Below are 12,638 nucleotides of genomic sequence, written 5' to 3'. Positions count from 1 at the left end.
AGACCCGATTGCAAGGTGAAACCGCCATGTCAGAGCCCTTGTTTCCCGATGCATCCCCGGAGGGATGCGAACATCCGCTTCACCGCGCGACGCGCGTTCTGGGCGACCGCTGGACGCTGCTGATCCTGCGCGACATCATGTTCGACGGGAACCGATGCTTCCGCGCATTGCGGCAGAATTCGCGCGAGGGCATCGCCAGCAACATCCTGTCCTCGCGGCTGAAGCGCATGGTCGCGGACGGGCTGCTGACCCAGGCGGAGACGGCGGACGGACACCAGCGGCGGCCCTATGCGCTGACCGAAACGGCGATCCAGCTGGTCCCCGCAATCGTCGAGCTCTGCGCCTGGGGGCTCGGCGAGGAACCCGGCCCCGGCGATCTGCGGCCGCGTCTGTTCTATGGCGGCGGGCCCCGGCTGTGGCGGCGCTTCCAGCGGGAATTGCGCGAGGAACACCTGATGGGGCGCCAGCCGGACCTGACGATCCGGACCAGGCTCTACGAAGTGGAAGGTGACGTGCTGAACGGATTCGGACCGCTGGTCCTGCCTGCGGACGCAGCCGCCTGAAACGCGGACGCCCCGCAAGTCTGCGGGGCGGTCGCCAAAGCCGCGGGGCCGTCAATCCCTGCGGAGCGCAGCCGGGCGGTTGCAGCTTGCAACCGCCGTCAGAGGCGTCGGTAGCGCTCGGCCTGCCGGGCGGTCCAGAAGACGGTCACGTCGAACCCGTCCTCTGTCTGGATCTCGGACTGCACCACGTTCTGCTCGAAGAGCCAGGCGCGCTGCCTGCCATCGCCGAATCCGAGATGCAGCACCTCTTCCTGGCGGCGGTCCTGGAACTGCTCGGCCACGGCCGACAGCAGCGTGTCGATGCCCTGCCCGGTCAGCGCCGAGATCGCGAAGATGCCCTCGCTGCGCGCCGCGCGGGTCGAGGTTTCCTCGCGTTCCGCCTCGGGCAGCTGGTCGATCTTGTTCCAGACCTCGTAGAGCGGCACGTCCTTTTCGACCCCGAGGCTCGCCAGGATGTCGGTGACGTTCTGCGCCTGCAGCTCGGTCTCGGGATGCGAGATGTCGCGGACATGCAGGATCAGGTCGGCGGCCAGTACCTCTTCCAGCGTGGCGCGGAAGGCCGCGACCAGCTGCGTCGGCAGGTCGGAGATGAATCCCACCGTGTCCGACAGGATCACCTTGGGCCCGTCACCGATCTGGAGCTCGCGCATGGTCGGGTCGAGCGTGGCGAAGAGCATGTCCTTGGCCAGCACCTCGGCCCCGGTCACCCGGTTGAAGAGCGTGGATTTCCCCGCATTGGTGTAGCCCACCAGCGCGACGATCGGATAGGGCACCTTGGCGCGCGCCGCGCGGTGCAGCGTGCGGGTCTTCACCACCTTTTCCAGCTGGCGCTTGATCCGGACGATCTGCTCGTCGATGGCGCGGCGGTCGGCCTCGATCTGGGTCTCGCCGGGGCCGCCGACGAATCCGAGACCGCCCCGCTGGCGTTCCAGGTGGGTCCAGGCGCGGACGAGGCGCGTGCGCTGGTAGCTGAGCGCGGCCATCTCCACCTGCAGCACGCCCTCCCGGGTGCGTGCGCGGTCGGCGAAGATCTCCAGGATCAGCCCCGTCCGGTCGAGGAGCTTCACTTTCCAGGCCTTTTCCAGGTTGCGCTGCTGGACCGGCGTCACCGGGCCGTCGACGAGGACCAGATCGGCCTCTGCGGCCTCCAGCATGTCGCCCAGCTCGTCCATCTTGCCGGACCCGAACAGGTATCCGGCGCGCGGCTTGGCAAGCGGCACGACAGCCTGGCCCACCAGCTCGATGCCCGGCAGGGCAGCAGCCAGCGACACGGCCTCTTCCAGCGCGCGTCCGGCGTCCCGCCGGTCACGCTCCGATTTCAGGTCGGGATGGAGGACGAAGGCGCGGGTCGGCCTTTCCTCGGTCTCTGGGGTGTCGATCAGTCGTCCCCATCGTAGAGATTGATCGGGGAGCTCGGCATGATCGTCGAGATCGCATGCTTGTAGACCAGCTGGGACTGGCCGTCGCGGCGCAGCAGCACGCAGAAATTGTCGAACCAGGTGATCACGCCCTGGAGCTTGACACCGTTGATCAGGAAGATCGTGACCGGAACCTTGGTCTTGCGGACGTGATTGAGAAACGCGTCTTGGAGATTTTGCTTGTCTGACGGCATTTTGTTTTTTTCTTTCCGTTTTGGGCGGACCGGATACTCACGGCCAGAGTATGTCGCGCCCCAGAGGCGAGTTCCAGACCCCCCGAAGGGGGTTCGGGGGAAATATTTGCAGCTGCGGCAATATTGCAATCCACATCAAATTGCCGGCATTTCGGCGCGGACCCGGGTCATTTCCGCCAGAAATTCGGGTTGAAGAGCGCGATGATCGCCAGAGTCTCCAGCCGTCCCAGGGCCATGGCCGCGGCAAGCACCATCTTGGTCTTCTCCGACAGGGTCCCGGTGTCCAGCGGCGGCATGATCGCGACGTCGGTCAGCTGCCCGGTATTGGAGATCGCCGCCAGCGTCAGCACGGTCGCGGTCTCGAAGGACTGGCCGATCAGGCAGAGCACCATGGTCACGAAGGTGATCGACAGCGCGGTCAGCATGAAGAACAGCCAGGCCATGAAGGCTGCCTGCCGCCCGATCATCCGCTGCCGCGTTCCGCCCACCCCGCCGACGGTCGAGGGGTGGATCAGGCGGGAGAATTCATGCTGGCCGTGCTTGTAGAGCACGTAGATCCTCAGGAGCTTGACCCCGCCGGCCGAGGTGGCCACCCCGCCGCCGATCAGCGCCAGCCCCATCAGCACCATGCCGGGGGTCGAAAGGCCCGACCACAGCCGGGCGATCTCCCATTCCTCGGAGACGAATCCCGTGGTGGTCAGGAAGGAGGCGGAGGTGAAGACCGCGCCCCAGACCGCGCGCGGGATCAGCCCGATGCCGAAGCTCTCGGCGGTCTCGAACAGCACGTACCAATGGCGCACGAACAGCACGACCGTGACCAGCGCCACGGCGCCTGCCGCAACCTGCACTTCGGGCTCCTGCCAGATCCAGCGGCGGCCGAGCGCGGGCAGATCCTTGGCAAAGCTGCGGCGGCTGACCGCGAAGATCAGGAAGCCGAAGATCACGATCTCGCCCCAGATGCCGGCATCGCCGCCGGTCAGCCCGCCCACCGGCGAGATGCCGGAGGTGGAAAGCACCGCCATCGCATGGCACAGCGCGATGAAGGGCAGCTCGCCCACCACCATCAGCAGGATCCACAGTGCGAAGGTCAGGCCGACATAGACGCCGACCAGCTGGCTGAAGGCGCGCTGCACCCGGCGCGGCGGGGTGATCGCCTTCTGCCCCATCCAGCGGACCTGCTTCCGGATCTCCCGGTTGCGCGGCAGGATCAACTCGAATCCGCCGATCCTGAGCGGCGCCAGGATGGCGATGGCCGACACCCAGATCAGCAGCCCGCCGAGCCAGGCCACCTCGGCGCGCCACAGATGCACGGCGCGGCTCCAGGTCAGCGGCGCGGGCTCCATCGTCATGCCAGTGGTGGTGGCGGCCGAGACCATCTCCAGGTAGCCGTCGAGCCAGCTGAGCCCGTCCACCGCCTCGACCATCGGCCAGGCCAGGACCAGCGGCAGCAGCGTGAAGGCGCCGAGCAGCGCCAGCAGCTGGCTGCGCGCGAATTTCGTCACCGGCACGTTGTTCATCGCCAGCGCCACCATGTAGGCCACGCTGGAGATCAGCACCGCGCCGTAGAGGAAGGGCCGTCCGGTCGCATAGTCGCCGTCGGTCGCCGCCAGCAATGCCACCGGCAGCATCGCCAGCGCCGCAATGCCGACGAACCAGAGGAAGAGCGGCACCCGCTCCCAGTCCATACCCATGTCAGAAGAAGTCGATGGAGACCTGCAGCAGGCGCTCCACCTCCGGGATGTCCGCGGTCAGCGCGAAGAGTGAGATCACGTCGCCCTCCTCCAGCCGCGTGTCGCCCCTGGGCGTGATCACGGTCTGGCCCTTCAGCACGGCGCCGACCAGCACGCCCTCCGGGAAGGGAATGTCGCGGATCACGTTGCCCGCGATCGGCGAGGTCGACAGCACCTGCGCCTCGATGATCTCGGCCTCGGCGTCGCCGATGGAATAGACGCCGCGCACCCGGCCGTGGCGGACATGGCGCAGGATCGAGGACACCGTGGTAGAGCGCGGGTTGATGTAGGCGTCGATGTCCAATGGCCCCATCAGCGGCAGCAGCGAAGGGTCGTTGACCAGGCTGATCGCCATCGGACAGCCCTTGGCCTTGGCGCGCACGGCGGCCAGCAGGTTGACCTTGTCGTCGTCGGTCACCGTCAGGATGGCGTCGGCGCGGTCGATCCCGGCCTCTTCCAGCAGTTCGGCATCCAGACCGTCGCCGTTCAGCACGATCGTCCGTTCCAGCGCATCGGCGGCACGTTCCGCAATCGCCCGGTCGCGCTCGATCATCCGGACGCGGACGCGCTTGGCCTGCTTCTCCAGACGCCGCGCGACGGCCAGCCCGACATTGCCGCCGCCGACGATGACCACGCGCTCCTGCTTGGGGTTGGTCTTGCCGAAGATCTCCATCGTCCGCTCGGCATCGTCGACATGGGAGAAGGCATAGATCTCGTCGCCGGCAAACAGCATGTCGCCCGGGTCGGGGGCGAAGAGCGTGCCTTCGCGGCGCACGCCGACGACCACGGTGCGCAAGGTCGAGAACAGGTCCGTCAGCTGGCGCAGCGGCGTGTCGAGCACCGGGCAGTCTTCGCCGAGCGCGATGCCCAGCAGCTGCGCGCGGCCGCCGAGGAACTGCTCGGTATCGAAGGCCATCGGCACCGCGAAGCGCGACAGAGCGGCCTCGGCCACCTCGCGCTCGGGGCTGATCACCACGTCGATCGGCAGGTGGTCGCGGCGGTAGAGGTCGGAATAGATCGCGTCGAGATAGCTCTGCGCCCGCAGCCGCGCGATCTTGCGCGGCACCGAGAAGACCGAATGCGCCACCTGGCAGGTGACCATGTTGACCTCGTCCGAATGGGTCGCGGCGATGATCATGTCGGCATCGCGCGCCCCGGCATTGGCCAGCACGTCCGGATAGGAGGCAAAGCCCGCGATTCCCTGCACGTCGAGGTTGTCCGTCGCGCGGCGCACCAGCTCGGGATTGCTGTCGACCACGGTGACGTCGTTGCGTTCCGCCGACAGGTGCCGCGCGATCTGCCAGCCGACCTGGCCCGCGCCGCAGATGATGACTTTCATTCCGCGTCCTTCAACAAGCTCCGGCCCCGTCCTGACACGGAGCGGGGACCGGGGTCAATTCTCGCCGCTATCGGCCAGTGCGGCGATGCGCGCCCCGGATTTGGCCGAGGTGACCACGCCGAGCGACTTCAGCTTGCGGTGGAGCGCCGAGCGTTCCATCCCGACGAAATTCGCGGTCCGGGAAATGTTGCCGCCGAAGCGGTTGATCTGGGTCAGCAGGTATTCGCGCTCGAACAGTTCGCGCGCCTCGCGCAGCGGCAGATGCGCGATGGCGTTCGACAGGATCAGCCGTTCCTCCTCGGTCCCGGCCCCGCTGCCGGCATCCGGCCCGGGCAGCTCGCCCGGCTCGATGTCGCCCTTCTCCTGTCCGAGGATCAGGATGCGCTCGATCATGTTGCGCAGCTGGCGGACATTGCCAGGCCAGTTCATGGTCTGGACCAGCGCCGCGGCGTCGTCGCTGAGCGCGCGCGCGGGCAGGCCCTCGGCCTGGTGGAAGATCTCGATGAAATGGCGGGCGAGCTCGGGGATGTCGCTGCGCCGCTCTTCCAGCGCGGGGACATGGATCGGCACCACGTTGAGCCGGTGGTAGAGCTCCTCGCGGAACCGCCCGGCGGCGATCTCGCGCTTGAGATCCCGCGCGGTGGCCGAGATGATGCGCACGTCGACATTGATCTGGGCCGAGCCGCCGACGCGCTGGAAGCGCTGGTCGACCAGCACCCGCAGCAGCTTGCCCTGGGTCTCGGGCGACAGGTCCGCAACCTCGTCGAGATAGAGCGTGCCCTCGTCGGCCTGTTCCAGCAGTCCCGGCTCCACCTGCTGGCCCGCGGATTCGCGTCCGAACAGCGCCGCCTCCAGCCGGTCGGCTTCGATCGAGGCGCAGTTCATGGTGACGAAGCTCGCGCCTGCGCGCGGGCTGTTGCGGTGGATGTAGCGCGCGGCGGTTTCCTTGCCCGCGCCCGGCGCGCCCACCAGCATCACCCGTCCGTTCGACCGCGTGACCTTGTCGAGATGGCCGCGAAAGGAGCGGAAGACCGGCGAGGAGCCGACCAGTTCGGTCGGGGTGGATTCCGCCCGGCGCAGCTCGGAATTCTCCCGGCGCAGGCGCGAGGTCTCCATCGCGCGGCGGATCACCACCAGCAGCTGGTCGATGTTGAAGGGCTTCTCGATGAAGTCGTAGGCGCCCTGCTTGATCGCGGCGACCGCGATCTCGACATTGCCGTGGCCCGAGATGATCACCACCGGAACCTCGGGCGTCTCGCGCTTGACCTTGGTCAGGATGTCGATCCCGTCCATGTCGCTGTCCTTGAGCCAGATGTCCAGGATCATCAGCGCCGGCAGCTGCTCTGCCAGCGCCGCGACGCAGTCGTCCGAGGTGCCCACCCTCCTGGTGGCAAAGCCCTCGTCCTCCAGGATGTCGCCGATCAGCTCCCGGATGTCCCTTTCGTCATCCACAATCAGAATGTCGCTCATGCCTCGATCCTTCTTGTCATTCGGCCGCCGCTTCCGGCACGGACTTCTCGGCCCACATCGGCAGGCGCATCGCCACCCGCGCGCCGCGGTGCCCGTCCGCGCCGAAGGCGCCGGCATCTTCCAGCCTCAGCTCGCCGTCGTGTTCCTCGACGATCTTCTTGACGATTGCGAGGCCCAGCCCCGTTCCCTTTTCCCGCGTCGTCACATAGGGCTCGAAGAGCCGCGAGCGGTCCTCGGGAAATCCCGGGCCATTGTCCTCTATGGCCAGCTCGGCCATGCCGCCAGGCGCGCCCGCCGCCAGCGAGATCCGCAGCTCGGGGACGAAATCCGCACCCTTCTCGGCGCGGGTCTCGGTCGCCTCTATGGCGTTCTTGATCAGGTTCGTCAGGCCCTGCGCGATCAGCGTCTTGTCGACATCGCCCCAGACCGGCCCCTCGGGCAGATCCGTGCTGATCCGGACCTGCGGATTGCCGGCCTTCTGCAGCGTCACAGCCTCGCGCAGCAGCGCGGCCAGGTCCTGACGCGTCGCGTTCGGCTCGGGCATCCGCGCGAATTTCGAAAACTCGTCGACGATCCGGCGCAGATCCTCCGTCTGGCGCACGATCACGTCGGTCAGCTCGCCCAGCTTCTCGGGCTCGGCCACCTCGCGGGAGAACTTGCGCTTCACCCGCTCCGCCGACAGCTGGATCGGGGTCAGCGGGTTCTTGATCTCGTGCGCGATCCGCCGGGCCACGTCGCCCCAGGCCGCCGTGCGCTGCGCTGAAACCAGTTCCGTCACGTCGTCGAAGGCGATCACGAATCCCTCTGGCTCGCCGTCGTCGCCGCGCCGCTCGCCCATGCGCACCAGCACGCTTTCCAGCGCGCCGTGGCGGCGCAGCTTCAGCTCCTGCTGGACTTGCCCGCGGCGGCCCGTGCGCAGCGTGTCAAGCAGTTCGGCGAATTCCGGGACGATCTCGCCCAGCTCCTGGCCCGAGGGCTCGAACCCTTCGAGATCAAGCATCATCCGCCCGGAACGGTTGACGAATTCCACCTTGCCCGCCGCATCGAGCCCGATCACGCCCGCGCTGACGGAGCCCAGCACGGAATCGAACAGCCGCCGCTGCGCCTCGGTCTCGGTGGCGCTGTGGATCAGGCTCTCGCGCTGCTGGCTCAGCTCGCGGGTCATCTGGTTGAAGATCCGGCCGAGCATGGCGATTTCGTCATCGCCGTCCTCCTCGCGCACCTTGACGTTCAGATGGCCCTGCCCGACGCGCTGCGCTGCCGAGGCGAGGCGGCCGACCGGCTTGGACAGGCGCTCGGCAAACCAGAGGCCCAGCCAGATCGAGGCCAGGATCAGGATCAGCGCGAAGCCGAGATAGATCAGGCCGAATTCGAACAGCAGCCGGCCGCGCTCGGTCTCCAGCTGGTTGTAGAAAGTCGCGGTCGCCTGGGTGTCGTCCAGAAGGGTCAGGATGCCGCCATCGACGGTGCGCGACACGTAGAGATAGCGGTCGACGAAGGCGTCCAGCCGGATCAGGGCGCGGTATTCGTTGTGCTCCCAGTCCTCGATGATCACCGTCTCGCCGCCGCGCGCGCGGGCCAGCTCGTCCTCGGTCGGTTCCTCGTAGTTGAACAGGTAGGAGCGGTCGCCGCGGGCGCGGATCTCGCCGCCGCCGTCAATGACATAGGCCTCCTTCAGCCCGCGCTGGATCGCGCCCTGGGCCTGGCCCAGCACCTGGCGGACATCGCCGTCGGACATCAGCACGGTCTGCTGGCGCTGGCGGTCGAGGAAATCGGCCACGGCCCTGGCATCGGTGGCCAGACCGTCGCGGTGTTCGGATTCATAGGCCTGCGCCGCCGCCAGCGACGTGCCCACCACCTGCCGAACCCGGTCGGAGAACCAGCCTTCGAGACCGACATTCAGCGTCAGCCCGGCAAAGACCGCGACCAGGACGGTCGGCCCCAGCGCAACCAGCGCGAAAACCCCGGTCAGCCGCAGGTGCAGCCGCGACCCGGCGGATTTCGCGCGCCGCGCCGCGACCATCTTGGCGATGCGCCGCAGGACCAGAGTCGCGATGACGAGGACATAGACGAGATCAGCCAGCAGGATCAGGCGGAGCGACAGGGCGCTGCCGCCCTGGTCGAGCGGGCCCAGCACCAGATAGGTCGCCACCGTCATCACCGGACCCAGGAGCACCAGCCCCAGGGTCACGGCATTGGACATGCGCCCCCGCTCCAGGCGGAAGATCAAATCACGCCAAGCTCTCTGGCCCGCATTGGCTCGCATTCAAGTCACCCGACACCCACCTCGGGCGCGATTCCGTCTGTTGCGGCATTCGCGCCACGCTGTGGCAGGTTTACATCAACTTGCGCCGGCGTGTCACCCGAATATCGAGATCGGTGATCTTTTTCCTCAAGGTATTGCGGTTGATCCCGAGCAGATCGGCACATTTGGCCTGGTTGCCGCCCGTGGCGTCGAGCGCGATCTCGATCAGCGGAAGCTCAACCTCGCGCAGGATCCGCTGGTAGAGGCCCGGCGGCGGCAGCACGCCGCCATGCAGGTCGAAATAGCGCCGCAGGTGCTTGGCGACCGAGGAGGACAGCTTCTCGCCGTCGCCGCGGCCCGAGAGCGGCTCCATCGCCGGCTGGTTGCCCAGGATCTGGTCGACCTCTGCCCGGGTGATGTCCTCTTCGCCGGCCGTGATCACCAGGCGCCGGATGGTGTTCTCCAGCTGGCGGACGTTGCCGGGCCAGCTATATGCTCGGATCATTTCCATCGCATCGGGCGTGAAGCGGCGGACCGGGCCGCCGTCGCGCTCGGAGCGGGTCAGGAAATGCTCGGCCAGCAGCGGGATGTCGTCGACGCGCTCGCGCAGGGACGGCACCGCGATGGTGACGCCGCCGAGACGGTAGAACAGGTCCTGGCGGAAGCGTCCCTCGTCCATCCGCGACGCGAGATCACCCTGCGAGGACGCCAGCACGCGCGGCGCCGGATCGCCGAAGCCGTCGAGCATGCGCACGATGCGGGCCTGCGCCTCGTCGTCGAAATCGCCCACCTCGTCGAACAGGATCGAGCCGCCGCGGGCGCGCGCGATGATCTGAGCCGGGCCGTCCATGGAGGCCAGATCCGAGGCCGAGACCACCACGAAGGGCATCGTGCGGCGGTCCGAGAAGTCATGGATCGCGCGGGCGATCAGCGACTTGCCGGTGCCGGACTCGCCGGTGATCAGAACCGGCAGCTCCGAGTTCATCACCCGCGCCACCAGGCGGTAGAGTGCCTGCATGCCCGGGGTGCGGCCGACGAGCGGCAGGTCGCCGGTCGCCTGCTCTGTCTCTTTCCTCGGCTGCGGCGCGCGGCGCTTGACCTCCAGCGCCTTGCCCGCGCGCTTCATCAGGTCGGGCAGGTCGAAGGGCTTCGGCAGGTAGTCGAACGCGTCCGCCTCGGCCGCCTGGATCGCGGTCATGATGGTGTTCTGCGCCGAGATCACGATCACCGGCAGTCCCGGCCGGTACTCGGCGATCTTCGGCAGCGCATCCAGCCCGTTTCCGTCGGGCATCATCACGTCGGAGATGACCAGGTCGCCCTTGCCCTCCTCGACCCAGCGCAGAAGCGTCATCAGCGAGGAAGTCGCATGGACCTTGCAGCCGGCGCGGGTCAGCGCCTGGGTCAGCACCGTCCGGATCGTCCGGTCGTCATCTGCAACAAGAACGGTCCCGTCCATCAGTCATTCTCCGTGTTCTTTGGCGCAACGGGCAGCGAGATGCGGAAGACCGTGCGTCCCGGCACGCTCTCCACCCCGATCCACCCGCCATGTTCCGAGACAATCTTCGACACCAGCGCCAGCCCCAGCCCCGTTCCGTTTTCGCGGCCCGAGACGAAGGGATCGAAGATCGAATCCGCGATCTCGGGCTTCAGCCCGGGACCGTCATCGATGATTTCCACCTGCAGCGGCAATGCGGCACCGGATCCATCGGTGCGCCGCAGCCGCAGGCTGAGTTCGTAGAAGGTGCGGATGCGGATCGTCCCCTCGCCCTCGGACGCCTCGGCGGCGTTCTTCAGGAGATTGAGGAAGACCTGCAGCATCTGGTCGCCGTCGACATAGGTCGAGGGCAGCGAGGGGTCGTACTCCTCGATGATCCGCATGTGGGCGGCGAAACCCACGACCGCCGAACGGCGCGCCCGGTCCAGAAGGTCGTGGACGTTGATCGCCTTCAGCTCCGGCGGGCGCAGGTTGCCGAACTGCTCGACCTGTTCGAGCAGCTTGGTGATCCGGCGCGTCTCGGCCACGATCAGGTCGGTCATCTCCTGGTCTTCGCCCGAGAGGTTCATGCTCAGGAGCTGCGCCGCGCCGGTGATCCCGGCCAGCGGGTTCTTGATCTCGTGCGCCAGCATCTCGGCCATGCCGATCGCGGATTTCGCCGCGGACTTGACCGCATGGGCGCTTTCCATCCGGTCGGCGATCTGCCGCGGCTCGAGCAGCACCAGCACCATGTCGGGCGTGTCGATCAGCGGGCCGATCTGGATGTTGCACTGCACCGGCGGGCGGTTGCCGCCGCCGACATCGACGTTGTTGATGAACAGCCCCGACTGGTCGCGGCGGACGCGGGCGAAGCTGTCCTCCAGCGGCGCGTCGATCATCAGCTTGTCCCAGATCGGATAGCCGATCAGCGCCTTGTCGGACATGTTGAGGAAGGCCTCGGCCGTCGGCGTGATGTCGGCGATCGTGTCGTCGGCATTCAGCAGGAAAGCGGGAATGGGCAGCGAGGCCCAGAGTTGTTCGGTCCAGTCCGCGGTCATGCCGCAAGAGCCTCCGTCTGAAGAAGGGCCCGCGGCAGGAAGCGATGAACCTCGCCCGCCTCGCGGGAAGTCAGCACGGCGCGGCGGGTCTCGGGATCGGTCCCGGCCGCGTCCATGTACCAGCCCAGATGCTTCCGCGCGACGCGGATGCCCAGATCGGGGCCGTAAAACTCCAGCATGGCGCGGTGGTGGCCTGCAACCATCTCCACCAGCGCGTCGCTTTCGGGGATTTCCGGCGCCGGGGCGCCGTTGAGCTCGTGGGCGATTGCAGACAGCAACCACGGGCGCCCGTAGGCGCCGCGCCCGACCATGATCCCGGCAGCGCCCGACAGGCGCAGCGCTTCCCGCGCGGTCCCGCCGTCGGTGATGTCGCCATTGGCGATGACCGGCACGGAGACCGCCTCGACCACCTCGCGGATCGCGGCCCAGTCGGCCCGGCCCTTGTAGAACTGGCAGCGCGTGCGGCCATGGATGACGATGCGCTGCACGCCCGCCCCTTCGGCGCGGCGCGCCAGCTCGGCGGCGTTCAGCGTGCCGCCGTCCCAGCCCAGCCGGGTCTTCAGCGTCACCGGCACCTCGACCGCTCCGGCCACCGCCTCGATCAGCCGCAGCGCGAGATCGAGATCGCGCATCAGCGCCGAGCCCGAAAGGCCGCCCACGACCTTCTTGGCCGGGCAGCCCATGTTGATGTCGATGATCTGCGCGCCCTGGCCCGCGACGAAGCGCGCGGCCTCGGCCATCCAGGTCGGATCGCGCCCGGCCAGCTGCACCGCAGTGCGGGTTTGGTCCAGCCCCAGCTCGGCCCGTTCGCGCACGCCGGGCTTGGCCTGCACGACCTCCTGGCTCGCCACCATCTCGCTGGTGACGAGGTCAGCGCCGAATCCCGCGACCAGCTGCCGGAACGGGAGGTCGGTGATCCCCGCCATCGGGGCGAGCGATATTGTTGGCGCGTCGCGTGCCGCCAGCTGTTTAGTCAAGTGCCCAATCCTTGCGCAGCTCTGCATCGGAACTAAACGTGCGGCAAACCCTGTGCAATCGCTCCCCGCGTCGAACTCCGGATAAAATGACATTTGCACAATTTATGGGCGAACCATCCGGAGCAACTGCATGGATTGTCAGCAAACCACGTCCGGTCTATGCAGCCCCG

At 67.6% G+C, this 12,638-nt stretch carries 10 protein-coding genes; 1 reads left to right on the top strand and 9 read right to left on the bottom strand.

Annotated elements, in window-relative coordinates:
- Positions 1-26 precede the first annotated feature (26 nt).
- On the top strand, positions 27-563 hold the full coding sequence (locus tag HCC78_RS10430) for a helix-turn-helix domain-containing protein (RefSeq protein WP_172328709.1): 537 nt from the start codon (positions 27-29) through the stop codon (positions 561-563).
- 98 nt (positions 564-661) lie between these two features.
- On the opposite strand, the gene hflX is transcribed toward HCC78_RS10430, so the two are convergent.
- The 9 genes from hflX to dusB form a co-directional block, all read right to left on the bottom strand.
- Entirely contained in the window at positions 662-1,942 is a 1,281-nt protein-coding gene (hflX, locus tag HCC78_RS10425; protein ID WP_172328731.1) for a GTPase HflX, read from the bottom strand.
- Complete coding sequence (gene hfq, locus HCC78_RS10420; RefSeq protein ID WP_108263468.1) at positions 1,942-2,175, bottom strand: RNA chaperone Hfq; 234 nt, start codon at positions 2,173-2,175, stop codon at positions 1,942-1,944. Before hfq ends, hflX begins: the two co-directional genes overlap by 1 nt.
- A 167-nt stretch (positions 2,176-2,342) precedes the next feature.
- Positions 2,343-3,866, bottom strand: a complete 1,524-nt coding sequence (locus HCC78_RS10415; protein WP_172328708.1) for a TrkH family potassium uptake protein — start codon at positions 3,864-3,866, stop codon at positions 2,343-2,345.
- 1 nt (position 3,867) lies between these two features.
- A complete protein-coding gene (trkA, locus tag HCC78_RS10410) occupies positions 3,868-5,244 on the bottom strand; it encodes a Trk system potassium transporter TrkA (protein WP_172328707.1) in 1,377 nt (458 codons plus the stop codon).
- 54 nt (positions 5,245-5,298) lie between these two features.
- Complete coding sequence (locus HCC78_RS10405) at positions 5,299-6,714, bottom strand: sigma-54 dependent transcriptional regulator (RefSeq protein WP_172328706.1); 1,416 nt, start codon at positions 6,712-6,714, stop codon at positions 5,299-5,301.
- Positions 6,715-6,730: 16 nt separating this feature from the next.
- Positions 6,731-8,980 carry an ATP-binding protein gene (locus HCC78_RS10400; RefSeq protein WP_371743802.1) on the bottom strand — a complete coding sequence of 750 codons (2,250 nt, stop codon included), beginning with the start codon at positions 8,978-8,980 and terminating at the stop codon, positions 6,731-6,733.
- Positions 8,981-9,050: 70 nt separating this feature from the next.
- Complete coding sequence (locus HCC78_RS10395) at positions 9,051-10,415, bottom strand: response regulator (RefSeq protein ID WP_172328704.1); 1,365 nt, start codon at positions 10,413-10,415, stop codon at positions 9,051-9,053.
- Entirely contained in the window at positions 10,415-11,491 is a 1,077-nt protein-coding gene (locus HCC78_RS10390; RefSeq protein ID WP_172328703.1) for a nitrogen regulation protein NR(II), read from the bottom strand. Before HCC78_RS10390 ends, HCC78_RS10395 begins: the two co-directional genes overlap by 1 nt.
- Complete coding sequence (gene dusB / locus HCC78_RS10385) at positions 11,488-12,495, bottom strand: tRNA dihydrouridine synthase DusB (protein ID WP_172328702.1); 1,008 nt, start codon at positions 12,493-12,495, stop codon at positions 11,488-11,490. Before dusB ends, HCC78_RS10390 begins: the two co-directional genes overlap by 4 nt.
- Positions 12,496-12,638: the final 143 nt, after the last annotated feature.

The sequence above is a fragment of the Mangrovicoccus sp. HB161399 genome, assembly GCF_013184745.1.
Classification (GTDB): domain Bacteria; phylum Pseudomonadota; class Alphaproteobacteria; order Rhodobacterales; family Rhodobacteraceae; genus Mangrovicoccus.
This window is presented reverse-complemented; position numbering and strand designations above follow the sequence as displayed.